Annotated in this window: 13 protein-coding genes and 2 tRNA genes; 9 read left to right on the top strand and 6 right to left on the bottom strand. The window is 36.1% G+C overall.

All coding sequences use genetic code 11. The features are described 5' to 3' along the window. Positions 1-53: 53 nt before the first annotated feature. Positions 54-839 carry a helix-turn-helix domain-containing protein gene (locus DBR40_RS04980; protein WP_124558655.1) on the top strand — a complete coding sequence of 262 codons (786 nt, stop codon included), beginning with the start codon at positions 54-56 and terminating at the stop codon, positions 837-839. Positions 840-1,048: 209 nt separating this feature from the next. Here DBR40_RS04980 and DBR40_RS04975 read toward each other — a convergent pair whose 3' ends face one another. Both DBR40_RS04975 and DBR40_RS04970 read right to left on the bottom strand, forming a co-directional pair. Continuing rightward, entirely contained in the window at positions 1,049-2,317 is a 1,269-nt protein-coding gene (locus DBR40_RS04975) for an Hsp70 family protein (protein ID WP_124558654.1), read from the bottom strand. A gap of 75 nt (positions 2,318-2,392) precedes the next feature. Then, positions 2,393-4,489, bottom strand: a complete 2,097-nt coding sequence (locus DBR40_RS04970) for an HRDC domain-containing protein (RefSeq protein ID WP_124558653.1) — start codon at positions 4,487-4,489, stop codon at positions 2,393-2,395. Between the two features lie 255 nt (positions 4,490-4,744). On the opposite strand from DBR40_RS04970, the gene DBR40_RS26630 reads away from it, so the two are divergent. The 4 genes from DBR40_RS26630 to DBR40_RS26625 all read left to right on the top strand — a co-directional run bounded on the left by DBR40_RS26630 (position 4,745) and on the right by DBR40_RS26625 (position 6,715). Next, positions 4,745-4,825 (top strand) — tRNA-Met (locus DBR40_RS26630). Between the two features lie 114 nt (positions 4,826-4,939). Further along, a tRNA-Ile gene (locus DBR40_RS04965) sits at positions 4,940-5,013 on the top strand. Between the two features lie 180 nt (positions 5,014-5,193). Next, positions 5,194-6,495 carry a site-specific integrase gene (locus DBR40_RS04960; protein WP_124558652.1) on the top strand — a complete coding sequence of 434 codons (1,302 nt, stop codon included), beginning with the start codon at positions 5,194-5,196 and terminating at the stop codon, positions 6,493-6,495. Positions 6,496-6,568: 73 nt separating this feature from the next. Continuing rightward, positions 6,569-6,715, top strand: a complete 147-nt coding sequence (locus DBR40_RS26625; protein ID WP_158673986.1) for a hypothetical protein — start codon at positions 6,569-6,571, stop codon at positions 6,713-6,715. A 7-nt stretch (positions 6,716-6,722) separates the two neighbouring features. Here the strand turns inward: DBR40_RS26625 and DBR40_RS04955 are convergent, their stop codons facing one another. The 4 genes from DBR40_RS04955 to DBR40_RS04940 form a co-directional block, all read right to left on the bottom strand. Beyond that, positions 6,723-7,076: a hypothetical protein gene (locus DBR40_RS04955; protein ID WP_124558651.1), complete on the bottom strand. Its 354-nt coding sequence runs from the start codon at positions 7,074-7,076 to the stop codon at positions 6,723-6,725. Between the two features lie 47 nt (positions 7,077-7,123). Next, positions 7,124-7,381 carry a hypothetical protein gene (locus DBR40_RS04950; protein WP_124558650.1) on the bottom strand — a complete coding sequence of 86 codons (258 nt, stop codon included), beginning with the start codon at positions 7,379-7,381 and terminating at the stop codon, positions 7,124-7,126. Positions 7,382-7,499: 118 nt separating this feature from the next. Continuing rightward, the gene (locus tag DBR40_RS04945) at positions 7,500-7,724 is read right to left on the bottom strand and encodes a hypothetical protein (RefSeq protein ID WP_124558649.1); all 225 of its coding nucleotides are present in this window, start codon (positions 7,722-7,724) and stop codon (positions 7,500-7,502) included. 691 nt (positions 7,725-8,415) lie between these two features. Beyond that, entirely contained in the window at positions 8,416-8,766 is a 351-nt protein-coding gene (locus tag DBR40_RS04940; RefSeq protein WP_124558648.1) for a hypothetical protein, read from the bottom strand. Positions 8,767-9,211: 445 nt separating this feature from the next. On the opposite strand from DBR40_RS04940, the gene DBR40_RS04935 reads away from it, so the two are divergent. The 4 genes from DBR40_RS04935 (at position 9,212) to DBR40_RS04920 (ending at position 15,865) form a co-directional block, all read left to right on the top strand. Further along, positions 9,212-9,775 (top strand): sigma-70 family RNA polymerase sigma factor, encoded by a 564-nt coding sequence (locus DBR40_RS04935; RefSeq protein WP_124558647.1) that lies wholly within the window; start codon positions 9,212-9,214, stop codon positions 9,773-9,775. A gap of 80 nt (positions 9,776-9,855) precedes the next feature. Next, entirely contained in the window at positions 9,856-10,959 is a 1,104-nt protein-coding gene (locus DBR40_RS04930; protein WP_124558646.1) for a FecR family protein, read from the top strand. A gap of 167 nt (positions 10,960-11,126) precedes the next feature. Then, complete coding sequence (locus DBR40_RS04925; RefSeq protein ID WP_124558645.1) at positions 11,127-14,483, top strand: SusC/RagA family TonB-linked outer membrane protein; 3,357 nt, start codon at positions 11,127-11,129, stop codon at positions 14,481-14,483. Between the two features lie 11 nt (positions 14,484-14,494). After that, the gene (locus DBR40_RS04920) at positions 14,495-15,865 is read left to right on the top strand and encodes a RagB/SusD family nutrient uptake outer membrane protein (RefSeq protein ID WP_124558644.1); all 1,371 of its coding nucleotides are present in this window, start codon (positions 14,495-14,497) and stop codon (positions 15,863-15,865) included. Positions 15,866-15,874 lie beyond the last annotated feature (9 nt).

Raw genomic sequence — 15,874 nt, 5'->3', positions numbered from 1 at the left:
TAACCAGATGATGTAATTCTGGTCTTACTAATGTTTATCCCCTTTTAGTTTATATGATACAGCTGGAGCCAATTAGCGGAATTTTTAAGAGAGAGCGTGCGCTTTTGGCGGCATTTCCTATGCGAATGCTGATTGTTAAAGAGGGGACTGGCTTTTTATGTATGAATTCTGGCGATTACATGCTGGTAAACAGAAGAATATTCTTTATTCCTGAAGAAGGTTTGGTTAGGTTGGAAGGTGAAATTAAATCGGGTTATTGGCTTAGTTTTAGTAGTTTGCTGTATGCTGAGTTTTTGCTGCAGCATTTAGATCCGATGGCTAAAAATTTATTCCTTAACTTATCTTTTAGGGATTTGGAAGTTTCCGAATCTGCCAAAACCTATAGTTTGCTCGATCAGTTGAAGAGAGAGATTAATGCCCGAAAAGACCTGTCGTTTCTGGCACAATACTTATCATTATTTTTAGGTTATACAGCGGGCTTAGATGGTTATCTGGCAGCTTTAACGCTCGATGAATTGCAACAGGTACTGCGTTTTAGGGCAATTTTGGAACAGTACTATAAGCAGGAACGGTCAATTCAGTTTTATGCCGAAGGAATGGGAATGAGCGCAGGCAAGCTAAACCGCTTTTTAGACCATGTTTTGGGAAAAAGCCTGGCGGTTTTAATTAAAGACCGCATTATGCGCGAAGCCGAAGCCTTATTGACCCATAGCGACTATACTGTAGATGAAATAGCTACAATGCTTGGTTTTGAACAAACGGCTAATTTTAACAGCAGTTTTAAACGTTATAAAGGAATATCGGTATTTCAGTTTAGCAAGATGGCGCTGTTGAATTGAAAATTGGTGCGTCTGGCAAAGAAATGGACATCTTTCAATTTCATCTCTTCAAGAAAACAGATTTTCCCGACCTCAAACATTATTTGCTTTAGCGCCTAACGCGTAAGGGCTTGTACGCTGCATCTATATATCAGTCGCACCAATTTTGCAAGGCCTAAATTATACAATCTTGCCCTAAGAATGAAAAATATAAGCAAATTGTTGCAGTATTAATCCTCAAATAAATAACCGCTGTAGGCTAATCCCTTAGCTACACTTTTAAAATTGTCGCCCGAGTTTAGGGGGATGTGCGGGAATTTGTTTTTAAACAACTGTTGTACTGCTGCAACCATCGAGGTACCGCCAGTTAAAAACAAACAATCAATATCCTGCGGTTTAACCTTATAGGTCTCCATAAACTGATTGAGGTAATTTTCAATTTTATGTATGTCTTTTTCGATGATTCCGTTATACTGTTCAATAGAAATATCTTCGTCAATTTCGATTTCCATATTGGAATAAGCGAAGTTAGATAAAGACCGGTCAGATAACTCGATCTTCGTTCTTTCGATCGATCTGAACAGCGAATAACCCAGGTTATTTTCGATCAGGGTTATCAGATTTTTGAATTTAGGGTCGTTGCCGGAGTAGTAGTAATATTCTTCAATCTCTTTCTGGATTTTTAATCCATTAAAGAAATTCATCTTATCCCAGGTGCAAATGTTTGCAAAAAGTGATTTGGGTACGTTGAGCACCTTACCCGGCGTGGCTTCGTATGTGGTGTTTTTTCCAAAATACGGTGTGCCTTTTTCCCACATAAAGGCCGAATCAAGGCTATCTCCACCAATATAAATGCCACCAGAAGCAATCATATCGTTTTTACGGTCTTTGCTACCCACCTTGGCAGGGTCGAGCACCAGATAAGTGAAATCTGTTGTTCCTCCACCTAAATCGGCTACCAATACACGTTCTTTTTGAGTGATGGTTTTTTCGTAAGCAAAGGCTGCGCCAATGGGTTCGAACTGAAAGCGTACCTGGGTAAAACCTGCACTTTCGGCTGCCTTTTTTAGCCTTGTTTGTGCTAGTGTATCTTTCATGGTATTATCGTCGTCGAAGAATACCGGTCGGCCAATAATGGCCCTGTGGCAATCTTCGCCAATAATCTTATCGGCTTTATCTTTTAAATCTTTAAGGATTAAGGTAACCAGATCTGATGCTGTATAGCGTTTGTTGTGGATGCGGGTTTCGGTAAAAGTAGTGCGCGATAGGATTTGTTTAATCGATTTGATAAACCGCCCTTTCATGCCATCATTCAGGTAAGCATCAATAGCTTTCTCACCCACAATATGGCTTTCGCCATCTACCATGCTTTTGGTTTCGGTAAAATAAATTAACGAAGGGATTGAGATGGTATCTACAATTTCTCTTTTTTCTTCATCATAAATAGAAAGGGCCGAATTGGTTGTTCCGAAATCTATTCCGTATAAAAACTTACTCATGGGCTTGATATAAAGTATGGCGACTAAAATGGGGCTGCGAAAGTATTAAAAAAACACTTAGCAGGATAAATTTTTTTAAAATAATTCGCTGGTGCCCAAATGAGCGTTAACAATGCGGGTTATTTGTTGACCAAGTTCTTTGGCATTGCCAATACCAACACTCTTTAATGCAGCCAGCTGGTCGGTTGTGCGTGGCATCCGTTCGGCAATAGAAAGGAGCGCCAGATCAGAAAGTACAGCATGATCGGCAGTTCCCCTTTGTGTTGCAATGGTTTTTCTCCATTCAACCAGGTTTTTGTACACCTGCGGGTTGCTGATTTCTTTTGGTTTGATGCTCGTTTTTACCTGCTTCTTTTCACCTGGCTGTTTATTGCTGCTGGAGTGCAGGGTATCAACGTAGTTTTGAATCGAAAAGGGATTCCACGAAATATTAAATAAGGCCAGTTTAATATTTAAAGCTTCTTTGCAATCTTTTAGCAGGGTTAATAGTTTATCCGAATGGCTATCGTTGTAGAAATTGATGGCTACAATCCTATCCATTAGCGCAATAACCTGCTTCAGTTTTGGAATAAAATAATCAGATGCTTTTTGCAGCCGCTCCATAAAAGTGCTTTCGGCTGCTGGATGCCTCGAAGTAGAAACTTTGGCATATTCTTTTGCGATAAAGCTACGGGCAACTTTAAAAATTTCGTTTTGTAGCAGTTGGTTACCTTGTTCGTATAAAGCTAAAAAAGCGTTTTTCTCGTCTTTATCAATCAGTTTGGAGCGGCCGAGTTTTTCCCAGTCTTTGGCCACCAGCGAAAAATCCAATAGCTCGTGTATTAGTCCCCAGGCGTATTGCTGGCTACAGCGTTCCAATAATTCAGTAGAGGGTTTTTCCTGGTGACTTGTTTTTGTAAAACTGATTACTTTGGCATCGGTAATGATATTTTCTGCAGCCACCGGCGATTTCAAAATCAGGCCTTCCAGACTTCGGCAACGGCTTAGTGCAACATAGGCCTGTCCATGCGTAAATGCAGTGCTTACATCTAATATGGCCTTATCAAAAGTTAATCCCTGACTTTTATGCACGGTAATGGCCCATGCCAGTTTAAAAGGGTATTGAGCGAAAGATCCGGTACTGTTTTCGTTTATTTTGTTGTCTTCTTCGCTGAGGTTGTATTTAACATTCTGCCAGATTTCTTTTTCAACCTCAATTTCCCGGCCACCATCTGTAAAGGCTACTTTAATATTATCCTGGCTAATGGCTGTTACTTTGGCTGCTTTCCCGTTGTAATATTGCTTTTTGCCCGACGAATCATTTTTGATAAAAATAACCTGTGCACCAAGCTTCAGCTGCAATTTTTCATCAGTAGGGTAGGCATCCTTCGGGAAATCGCCACTTACTTCGGCATCAAAATCAAATATTTCACCATCCAGTTTTTCTAAACAGCCTTTGTTTATTTCGTTTACCAGCTGGTTGTGTGTGGTAAGGGTAATATAATCGTCTTTCCATTCCTGGTTTAACGATGGATCGTAACGTTCGTTGAGTTTGGCCAATAAAAGCGCACTGAGGTCGTTTTCGCGCATGCCGTTTAAAATATCAAGAAACACCGGGTCGCTTTGGCGGTATACCTTTTCCAGGGTAAACGTAATCATCGGAGTGGATTTGAAAATCAGGCTATCGAAGAAATAAGGACTTTGATAATAGCTGCCTAATATATGCCAGGCATCATGAAAGATGGGCGAAAGTTGGTACAAATCACCGATCATGAGTAGCTGTACGCCACCAAAAGCACGGTTCGACCCTTTTACTCTTTTTAAAGTACGATCAATAAAATCGATAATATCTACACGCACCATACTGATCTCATCGATAATTAAAAGATCGAGGCAGCGCAGCAGTCTGGTTTTCTCTTCAGAATATTTAAATGGAGCTTCTGTATTTTCGTCAACAACCGGAATCAAAGGCCCAAAAGGAATCTGAAAAAACGAGTGCAGTGTAACCCCACCCGCATTTATGGCCGCAACAGCGGTAGGAGCCACCACGGCATAATTTTTTTTGGTGTTTTCCCTGATTTTGCGCAACAGGGTGGTTTTTCCAGTACCGGCCTTGCCCGTTAAAAACATAGGCTGGTTGGTTGTGGCTAAAAAATCTAAAAGGAGTTGGTTGTCCGGATCGGGCGTATTCATATCTATTACAAAAATAACCTATTCGCTATGCATTTGGTAAGAGATAGAAGGCTGTTTATCCACAAAATGGAAAGTTTTTGTTTGTTGTGCGAACAAATATGCCCGGCAGAAAGCAGAAGGCCAGTTTGTTTTTTTAAATTAAGCAATTGAAAATGAGTTTGTACGCAAAATATTTTAATTTTAAATGAAAAACATTTTCGAAAATTGAATGCAAATTTGTAACATTGCACTCGCAAAAAAGCTAAGGCTTTTTTCCGGGCCTATAGCTCAGCTGGTTAGAGTAGAAGACTCATAATCTACGGGCTAAAGAATTGAAAATGAGCTTTTTAAGCTTGACATTTTGAAAAGGTTTTAGAGAATTTTCAAAAATTTTTTAAGAAAAAAAAAGATGTTTAGGTCTTAAAAATTTTGTTTAGATTTGCCTCACGCAGGTAGCGAAATAATGCGTACGGGCCTATAGCTCAGTTGGTTAGAGTAGGAGACTCATAATCTCTTGGTCGCTGGTTCGAGCCCAGCTGGGCCCACTATAAAACCGTTCTACAAAGAAATTTGAGGACGGTTTTTTATTTTTTCTAGTGCTGGTTACTGCCAGCAGCTATGCCTTCAGGAATCCCCCTGAAAGCAGGTTTTACATAATTTTTTGTTTAACTCCGCGTAAAAACGTTACGAAATAGTTACGGTTTACGTGCTAACCTAAAAGAATTATGGCAACCGTTAGCGCCAAGGTGTTTGAACACCACAAAAAAACAGATGGAACCTACAATGTGAAAATTTGCGTCCATCACAAAAGTCAAAGAAAGTATTTCGATACTGTTCACTATGTAGTCAAGAAACAGTTAACTGCAAAACTAAAAATCAAGGACAGTTTTGTAAATGATCTAGTCGATGAACAACTCAAAGGCTATCGAAGAATTATTAGTGAACTTGGCGAAAAGCTCAACTACTTCAATGTAGAATCCTTAAGCGAATATTTACGCGAAAAAGATGCTGATGTAGATTTTATCAAATTTTGCTCAGAACACATTGCCCAAAGCGACAAGGACGGAAAAAAGGGTACTGCTCATAACCATCGCGTAATACGTAACAGCTTAATTGACTATTTTAAAAGAGAAGCTGTTTCCATAACGGAAATCAATTCAAATATGCTTGTTTCCTATGAGCGTTATTTGCGAAGTGAGCGAACAATGATTCGTCAAAGTGGGCAGAAGAATATCACCAAAGAAACTACAAGTAAAGGTTTGTCAGATAGTGGCCTCTTTAACCACATGCGTGATTTGCGAACTCTGTTTAATGCTGCCCGAAATATGTATAATAATGAAGACCTTGGCATTTATCGGATCAAGCATTATCCTTTTAAAAAATATAAAATAGGTTCTGCACCTCTAACTAAAAAGAGAAATAACACTTTGGAACAAATTAGAACCATACGAGACTGCGTGACTAAAAAAGGTAGTCGGGCAGAAATGGCAAAGGAGCTGTATATGCTTTCTTTCTATTTATGTGGAATGAATGCGGTTGATTTTTATAATCTGACAAAAGGGAATATCAGGAATGGTAGAATAGATTATAACCGTTCAAAAACGGAAGGTCAAAGAAAAGATGATGCTTTTATTAGTATCAAAATTATCGATGAAGCTACACCATTATTAGAAAAGTACATAGAAAAACTTTCTATCCGTTACATCAATTCTAATGGATTGAACAAAGCTTTGGCTATGGGCATGAAAGATTTAAGGAAAATAACAGGGTTCAAAGAGTTTACCCTTTATTGGGCTAGACATAGTTTTGCTACCATTGCCCGAAACTCTTGTAGAATGAGCAAAGACGATGTAGCACAGGCATTAAATCACGTTGATAGCGAACATTCTACGACTGATATTTATATTGAAAAAGATTGGCGCATAGTTGACGAAGTACAAATTAAGGTTGTAAGCCTATTAAGACGGTTAGACACCAAGATGCTTAAAACGCAAAAGAGAAGTACATCGGTGAGAAACGCAGCCTAATATTCTGTACCTGCATAGTTCATCTAGTAAACTATGCAGGTTTTAATTGATAAAAATATTAAATTTGAATATCATGAAAAACTTAATTCTATTTTTCCTGACTTGTATTATAGGTACTGGTGCATTGTTGGCTGGTACAACTATGAAAAACCCGCTCCCTGCATTTATTGTAGGATTTGGAGTTTGGATACTTTTTATATATCGAATGGCTCGAAAATAATCTTTCCTTACAATTTTATCAGTTGGGCGATCAATGATAGATCGGAAGCATCTACCGATAATTTAACACCAGATGGGTATTCTAAGGTAATTTCTTTGCTCCTGATTTTCTCATTTATAGGTACACCTAGAGATATTAATACTTCCTTTTCTAAAGGTTCATTTGCTAATAGGGAATTTGAACCTGACTTTTGAGGAGTTTCGTTATTCAGAAACATATTCTGTTTATAACGATTTAGCTGCCTTTCATTGTTGGCTTCCAAAATTCCACTTTCTGTTATTGATAATTCAGAAAGAGAACCGGATTTTCCTTTGAATAAGCGCCAGAAGTTTGAAAAAGGGCGTGGATGAAAGTCAATCAACCAGGCAAGAAGTTCAATATTTTTATCACGGGTATTAATTCTTTTCTTTAGAAAAGTGCAAAGTGGCCTAAATTTGTCAGTATCCCACTTTCTAAATGGGACATCTGAAAGCTGTTTTTAAATGGTAAATCTAAAAACTCCTTTAACATTCTAATATCAGTGTTATCACAGCCTGCACTTAATAGCAAACAAGCCTCTTTACGAATATTTGCTGGTGTTAAATGAATTAAATTTGGTGAAAGCACACCTGCATCCCTTTTTTGCTCATAAGCTTGTAGGATTTCTGATTTGTATTTTTCTATCATTTTAAGTGAATTTTAAGTCCCAAATTAGATATCCTGCAAGATGTTGAGATATTGACCCTATCGAATTAATCCGTATCCTAAATTTTATATTCAATTTAAATTTTAGGATGCAATTTAATCAATCGAGGGTCATGTTCCGATTTAGCAGCTGGAATTCAAGCAAACGAAAATCTTCTTCCATTTCTTTTATCTGTTCTTTTAACCATTGATTTAAAACAAAGGTTAAGGAGGACACCAAAAATACTCCTAAGAAAAAAACTATTGCAACATCGACAATCGTAAGATGCGTGTTTTGTGGTATACCCTGCGATAGATAAAGCCCAGGGTAATAAAATTCGTCCATAATCATATAATTATTAAAGGGAGGCATACAGAATATGACAGCCCCCCCCCTTAACTTCCCCTCATTTATACAATTACTAAGGATACTTCTTTCCCAAACTTAACTACCTGTTTTTCATTTAACCGGGAGATTATTAGATTAATATGGCTTGGATAGCTATCAATTTCTATAACCTCACCTAGATTTATCAGAACTTGGCCTTTAATAACATTGGATATAGGAATTATTTTTAATTTAGATAGATCGATTGAGTTTGACATAAGCAGATATTTGATCCACTAGGTGGAGAGTTAAATAAAATTAGATATACCAATAAGTGTTTAGTTTAAATAGCCGCATTTTTATTACGATAAGGTGCACTAGAGCACTTTAAAAAGGCGGAGGTTTACCAAGGCTGGTTTCACCCCCGCACATTAACGCTCTCTTTCCAAAGGTAATAAATTTTGGGTGCCGAACTAAATTGTTTAGGGTGTAAAATACACCTGGCCTTTGAGGGAGAATATTGTCAGGATAATATGGAATAATACAAACTTAGGGGTAAAAATATTGCCAGCCCCAAAACCCCAATGCTAAAATACGTTGGGGTCTTTATTTAAATAAATACCTAAAATGATCACTAAATAAAAATATACGAAAATAATGAAGTGAAATTTAAGGTGTCAATTTAGCATTTCCTATAAGTTCAATAATCTTAAAGTTTCTTTACGCTTTTTTGCTTTGAAGCCTTAATTTTAGCATTGTATGCTTCAAGCTTTTTATTCAACTCTGCACCAACTTCTTTTTGTATTACATTATTGATTACTTCTGGATCGATTTTTAATACATTTGCTAGTAGCATGATATGTAAAACTGAAAATCTCCAAGGTTCCCTTAACTTTTCGTGAAAGGTTTTATAACTCATGCTAAAAAGTTGGGCAACTTTTGTAGGGTTATGATTTATCAATTTATACATTTTGTCAATTGTCCCATCTAGGAAAAGAGACCTGATAGCTGCAAATGCAGGATCTAATTTTTCAGTACTGGTATCTTTCCAATCAGCCATTTTTACAAAATTTTTATTTTTAAAAATGAGCTTTATAGTACTATACAAATTAAAATAAGAACAAAATGAGTGTTAATAAGTACAAAAAGAAAATATTTATTAGTATTTTTATACTTTATTACTTATATTAGTGGTACTTTAAAGTGTTTTTTAGATACTTTAAAGTACAAAGAAAGTAAGAAAAAGTAAGAGTTATTAACAAAATCTCTTGTAACGAAACCGCCAGTTTTGACCACAAGACGATGAAGTGAATAGCCCATTTCTAAATATTTGTATCTTTGCGATCCTTATAAATAGAGTGGGCTTCACTTAAGTCTTTTGCGGTCAACTTGTGTCTTCTTCGGAAGATCAAGCGGCTCCTGGCGGTGCCTGTTGCAAAAGCTGTGGGGTCCACTCTATTTTTTGCTCCGTCGATTAATAACTCATTATAGTATAATAATGGGCGATGTCTGGTTATCAAACCTTTACCGATAGTCAATTAGTAACTCTTTTAAGAGATGGGGATCATTTGGCCTATACCCAGATTTACGAACGGTATTATTATTTGATGTTTTCCTTTTCATTTAAAAAGTTAAGGGATAAAGATTTGGCAAAGGATTTTGTGCAAGATTTGTTTACCAAACTCTGGTTTAAGAGGGAAACTATTTTAGAGAACGGCAATCTATCTCAATTTTTATATATATCACTTAAAACGAGTATGCTTAATTTTTTTGCCCATGAAAAGGTTGAAGCAAAATATATAGAAGTCCTTAAAGGGTTAGCATCCGAGCCCAAAACTGATTATGCCGATAACAAGATAAGGGAAAGACAGCTAGCTGAATACATTGAAATGCAAATCCAAAATCTTCCAAAAAAAATGAAGGAGATTTTTATGCTAAGTCGAAAGGAACATTTTACAAACAAAGAAATTGCGAGTAAACTTGATACAACTGAAAGCAATGTTTCCCATCAGATAAGTAATGCTGTAAAAATACTAAAGGCTAAGCTGAATATTCTGCTACTATTTTAGCAATGCTGAATAAAAAATAATTAAATCTTCAAGATTTCATACCCTTTGCTGTACTAGCTTCCAATCAACCCATCAGTATAATGAATACGGAAGAAGCTAAACAACTGCTCATTAGGTATAATGCAGGTGAGTGCACCGAGGCGGAAAAGTCTCTTGTAGAAAGTTCATTTTTAGATTTTAATGAACATGAAATTGATATTTCTGATGGAATGATTGCAGAGATAGGTAAACAAATCTATAAGGAATTACCTATATCCAGAAAGCAAGCAATTAAAATAAATCTTTGGAAAGGAATTGGTGCAGTTGCTGCCGTTACCCTGCTTACCGTATGTACTTGGGGAATTTTTGACAAGATCAATATAGAAGCCAAACAACAAATTATTTCGGATATTTCACCAGGTCGCAACCAAGCAAGTATCACGCTGGACAATGGTAAAACGATCAATTTAAACGGTTCCAAAACAGCCGTAATAGTTAGTTCTAAGGGATTAACCTATTCAGACGGCACAGCTATTAGTAATTTAGAACAGCGATCGGGCATTCAAACCTTTTCTACTCCCAAGGGTGGTCAGTATCAGATTATATTGCAGGACAGTACAAAAGTTTGGTTGAATGCCTCATCCTCATTAAAATACCCCATTTCTTTCGAGAATGCAAAACAACGAGGCGTAGAACTCAATGGGGAGGCATATTTCGAGGTTTCTCCTAATAAGTCTAAGCCTTTTGTTGTTAAAAGTTCTTTACAAACCACCGAGGTGTTAGGAACACATTTCAACATAAATGATTATAAGGATGACGGCAGTACTGTTACTACCTTATTGGAAGGGTCTGTAAGAATAACTAATCTATCGTCAAAGAAAATAATTCTAAAACCAAATCAACAATCCATAACCAATGATAAGGCGATCAAAGTACAAGAAGCTGATATAGAAACTGCTTTGGCTTGGAAAAATGGAAGATTGGAATTTAAAAATGCGGATATAAAATCCATATTAAAACAGGCTTCCCGATGGTACAATATAGAAGTTGAATACAGGGGTGTTATATCAAATAAAACATTTAACGGAGGAATATCAAGAAGCTCCAACCTATCTGTTCTCTTAAAGATTTTAGCATATAGTGGTATCCACTTCACCATCGAAAGACAAGAAAATTCGACCTACAAACTGATTGTTACACCTTAAAATGAAGTGCCAATGAGATAAACAAAAATTTAGTATTAGTTAATAATCCCCATAAAAAAGCCGGATGCGCTTCGAACACATCCGGTATAATTTGGGGAATTAACCAAACTGCAAAAAGCAGTATCCGTGAAGATAATTTGTTCAACTAACCCAAACCTTACAAAAGTATGATTTTTTTTAAACATCACTCTCCCCTTTTTAGGTGGAAGTGGCTCATAATGGCTGGATGTAAGCCAATTGTAAAGCTCAAACTCCCCAAGACCTTCAATATTGCAATGATGCTGTTGTTGATAACCTGTTTCAAGGTTACTGCAACGGCCAATGCGCAAATGGTAAATCTTTCATTAAAAGATGTTTCGCTACAAACTGCTTTTAGTGAAATCAAGAAACAAACTGGATTTAGCTTTTGGTACGATAAAGAGGAACTCGACAAAGCCAGTAAAATTTCAGTGTCAATTAAAAATGCGAGCATTCAGCAGGTTTTAGAGGAGTGCTTAAAAGGTTCGCCTTTTACCTACGAAATCTTTGACAAAACAATTGTTATAAAGCGCAAGGCTAAACCTAGTAATATTCAAGAAAACAACAAAGCTTTGGACTTTACAGTCAAAGGAAAAGTAATTGACGAGCAAGGATCACCAATGTCTGGTGTTACAGTAAGATTAAAAAACACCAATAAAACAACACAAACAAACAGTTATGGCGAGTTTTCCATAGAGGTATCAAATGGTACTGTCATATTACAGTTTAATTATCTAGGATATACAGCAGTTGAAAGAGCTGTTGATAGTGAAAAATTCTTAGATGTTACTTTACTACAAGAAACCAATACGCTTAAAGGCGTAGAAGTAAATGCAGGTTATTATAAAGTAAATGACCGTGAAAGAACTGGCTCAATTTCCAAGATTACTTCTGAAACTATTGAAAAACAGTCTATTAATAATCCATTAATGGCCTTGCAAGGACGTGTTACAGGAATGGAAATAACACAATTAACAGGAGTGCCAGGTGGAGGGTTTAAGGTCCAAATACGTGGTCGTAGCAGTATTAACAATTTGCAGGTTGGAAATGAGCCTTTATATGTAATCGATGGGGTTGTATATCCATCTACAAGTATATCTTCAGGAACTTCATCTTTACTTACCGTTGGGGCAAGTCCGTTAAGTTCAATAAACCCTTATGATATAGAAAGTATTGAAGTGTTAAAGGATGCCGATGCCACATCAATTTATGGCACTAGGGGAGCTAACGGAGTGGTATTAATAACAACCAAAAAAGGAGCTTCCGGAGCTATGAAAATTAGTGTGAATGCTTCGCAAGGGATTAGTAAAGTACCTCACAGATTAGATTTATTGGACACAGAGCAATATCTTCAAATGCGCACCGAAGCGTTCAAAAATGATGGCTTAACTCCTGCAGCAAACCAATATGATATAAATGGTGCATGGGGTTCAGATAGATATACAGATTGGCAAGAAGAATTAATTGGAGGTACAGCAAACAACACAAATGTCTCATTAAATATTAGCGGAGGTGGTGAACAAAGCAGATATATTCTTGGTGCTAATTATTATAAAGAAGGAACCGTATTCCCTGGAGATTTTGGATTTAAAAGAATTAGTCTACACTCAAATCTTAATATAGGTTCAAAAGAAGATAGATTTCAGGCAAATTTTAATGTAAATTATAGCAATACAGATAGTCAGTTAATAAGAACGGACCCAACAAGTCTTATATTTTTATCACCAAATACACCTAATCCATTTGATGAATATGGTAATCTGACTTGGCTAAATAGAACCAATTATATAAATCCAATGTCTTATTTCTATCAACCTAATGATGCTAAGACAAACAATTTAATCGGAAATGTAAGCTTAAATTACAAAATAATAAAGAACCTAGTTTTGAAAACATCACTAGGGTATAATACAATTAGAAGAGAGGAATTTGCAAGCACGCCTTTATCAACTTTCTCACCTGCACTTAATCTAACTTCTACTAGTAGGGCTTCTTATTTTACCAATAATTATAACAATACATGGTTGGTAGAACCCCAACTTGACTATAATTTGCAAATCGGAAAAGGGAAATTGCAAGCCTTAATTGGAATGAGTTTTCAGGAGAATGTTCTCCAATTACAAACGATTAAAGCTTCGGGTTATAATAGTGATGAACTTTTGGGAAACCTTGCTTCTGCCTCATTACTCGAAAAAAGTCAAATTAGCAATATTCTCTATCGGTATAACTCTTTGTATACAAGAGTTAATTACAGTTTAAATGATAAGTATTTTATCAACCTAACGGCTCGTAGGGATGGCTCCAGTAGATTTGGAAATGGAAAGCAATTTGCAAATTTTGGCGCTTTGGGAACCGCATGGATTTTTTCAAATGAAAATTTCTTCAAAGAGCATCTTCCCTTTTTAAATTTTGGTAAACTTAGAGCTAGTTATGGTATCACTGGTAATGACCAAATACCAGATTATGGCTATTTAGAATTGTGGTCAAATAACTATGCTGGTACATATCAAGGGCAGGCAACAATTTATCCTACAAGGATTTCAAATCCTTATTATGCTTGGGAGGTAAATAAAAAATCTGAACTAGGTCTGCAACTAGCTCTCTTTCAGAATAGGCTTAATCTAGAAATATCGTTTTATAGAAATACTTCATCAAACCAGTTAGTGGGTTTGCCACTACCTCTTAGTACAGGTTTTCAAACAATACAAGCTAACTTGCCAGCAAAGGTTAGGAATAGTGGGCTAGAATTTTTATTGGGATACAAATTGTTAAATAAACATGGGTTTAAGTGGGAAACTACGGTTAATTTGACAATACCCAAAAACAAACTTATCGCCTATCCAGATTTAAGTACTTCCGTATATGCAGATAGCTATATTGTTGGTCAGCCATTATCAATCCTAAAAACTTATAATGTTTCTGTCGATAGCCAAACAGGTCTTTATAGTAGGGAAGATTATGATGGCAACGGCGTTTTAAATACCTATGACCGCTATTTGCATAAATTTACTGGACAATATTTTTATGGAGGTTTACAAAATTCTTTAAACCTTGATCAATTTTCTTTAGACTTCTTAATATCATTTAATAAACAAAATGGTAGAAACTATTTGGCTTATACTGGAAGCCCAGGATTTTGGAGCTCATCTACAGCTGCTCCAAATCAACCTATTGAGGTACTCAATAGATGGCAAAATATAGGGGATCAGTCATCAAGACAAAAATTTAGCACTTCCACAAATGCAAGAACTCAATATCTAAATGCTATGGGTGATGGTGGATTGTCAATTGTGGATGCGTCTTATATAAGGTTAAAAAACGTATCACTTTCTTATAGATTACCCGTGAAACTGGTGAAAGGACTAAAAATAAATGATGCACAGATATATCTACAAGCACAAAATCTTTTTACACTAACAAATTATGTTGGTTTAGATCCAGAAAGTCAAGGATTGGTGTTACCGCCTTTAAGAACCATTATGATGGGGTTAAATCTCAAATTTTAATTAGAATAGCTATGAAACAGAAAATATTAATTCTTTTATTTTGTCTAAACTGCATCAATATATCGTGTAAAAAGTTCCTTGATATTGGCGTGCCAAAAGATAGTTTGGTACAGGCCACGGTATTTGATAGCAATGAAATTGCCACTTCCGCTTTAACAGGAATATATAGTAGTATGGCAAACAATAGTTATGCCTCTGGAAACTCTTCAAGTATAACCGCTCTTTGTGGGCGTTCTGCCGATGAGCTAATAAATTTTAACAGCGCATATTCTCAATTCTATGAAAATAACCTTACATCATCCAATAGTGCAATAACAGCTTTATATGGAACGCCTTATAACATGATCTACGCCGCAAATGCAGTTATTGAAGGATTATCAAAATCAGTAAATGTAACACCCTCAGTAAAAGGACAATTAGAAGGTGAGGCACTTTTTATTAGGGCTTTCAACTATTTCTATTTAGTCAATCTATTTGGAAGAGTTCCGTTAAATCTTAGTACTGATTATAAAGTTAATCAAAATGCTATTCGTTCGCCAATCGAAATTATTTACCAACAAATAATTAATGATTTGATTGCTTCCGAGAAGCTTTTAGGTGATGCTTATATAACTACAGAAAGGATTAGGCCAAATAAATCTGTTGTACAGTCCTTACTATCAAGAGTGTACCTTTATTTAAATGATTGGGAAAATGCCGAAAAATATGCTTCCCTAGTTATATCAAAAACAAATTCATACAACTTAGCCACTTTAGACGCTGTATTTCTCAAAAATAGTTCTGAAACTATTTGGCAATTAATGCCGCCAGCCAACAACTATAATACTTTTGAGGGAGGAATGTTCATATTAACATCCACCCCACAAAATGTATCATTAAATAAAGACTTTGTAGAAAATGCCTTTGAAACTAACGATAAAAGAAAAAATTCTTGGATAAAAACGTTTACAGATAATACAGGTATATATTATTATCCCTTTAAATATAAAGTTAAACAATCCACTACCGTTACCGAGTATTCAATGGTAGTTAGGTTAGCAGAGCTATATTTAATACGATCTGAAGCTAGGGCACATTTAAATAAATTAAGTGCCGCCATAAGCGATTTAGATGAAATCAGAAATAGGGCTGGTCTGCCACTAATAAAAGACATCAGTCCGAATATCTCCCAAGCTGATTTAATTTTAAAAATACAAAGTGAAAGGCGAATTGAACTTTTCGCGGAATGGGGCCACCGTTGGTTTGATCTCAAAAGAACAAAAACCGCAGATGTAGTTTTATCAACGATAAAACCAGCATGGGAATCTACATCAGTTCTTTATCCAATCCCTGACGAGGAAATTAATCGAAATAGAAATATTACTCAAAATGAAGGGTATTAATAAATGTTA

The sequence above is a fragment of the Pedobacter sp. KBW01 genome (genome assembly GCF_003852395.1).
In the GTDB taxonomy this organism is placed as follows: Bacteria; Bacteroidota; Bacteroidia; order Sphingobacteriales; family Sphingobacteriaceae; genus Pedobacter.
This window is presented reverse-complemented; position numbering and strand designations above follow the sequence as displayed.

Bases quoted from the DNA above. Each gene is read 5' to 3' on its own strand.
- DBR40_RS04980 (WP_124558655.1), top strand. From the start codon at position 54: ATGATACAGCTGGAGCCAATTAGCGGAATTTTTAAGAGAGAGCGTGCG.
- DBR40_RS04975 (WP_124558654.1), bottom strand. From the start codon at position 2,317: ATGAGTAAGTTTTTATACGGAATAGATTTCGGAACAACCAATTCGGCC.
- DBR40_RS04970 (WP_124558653.1), bottom strand. From the start codon at position 4,489: ATGAATACGCCCGATCCGGACAACCAACTCCTTTTAGATTTTTTAGCC.
- DBR40_RS04960 (WP_124558652.1), top strand. From the start codon at position 5,194: ATGGCAACCGTTAGCGCCAAGGTGTTTGAACACCACAAAAAAACAGAT.
- DBR40_RS26625 (WP_158673986.1), top strand. From the start codon at position 6,569: ATGAAAAACTTAATTCTATTTTTCCTGACTTGTATTATAGGTACTGGT.
- DBR40_RS04950 (WP_124558650.1), bottom strand. From the start codon at position 7,381: ATGATAGAAAAATACAAATCAGAAATCCTACAAGCTTATGAGCAAAAA.
- DBR40_RS04945 (WP_124558649.1), bottom strand. From the start codon at position 7,724: ATGGACGAATTTTATTACCCTGGGCTTTATCTATCGCAGGGTATACCA.
- DBR40_RS04940 (WP_124558648.1), bottom strand. From the start codon at position 8,766: ATGGCTGATTGGAAAGATACCAGTACTGAAAAATTAGATCCTGCATTT.
- DBR40_RS04935 (WP_124558647.1), top strand. From the start codon at position 9,212: ATGTCTGGTTATCAAACCTTTACCGATAGTCAATTAGTAACTCTTTTA.
- DBR40_RS04930 (WP_124558646.1), top strand. From the start codon at position 9,856: ATGAATACGGAAGAAGCTAAACAACTGCTCATTAGGTATAATGCAGGT.
- DBR40_RS04925 (WP_124558645.1), top strand. From the start codon at position 11,127: ATGATTTTTTTTAAACATCACTCTCCCCTTTTTAGGTGGAAGTGGCTC.
- DBR40_RS04920 (WP_124558644.1), top strand. From the start codon at position 14,495: ATGAAACAGAAAATATTAATTCTTTTATTTTGTCTAAACTGCATCAAT.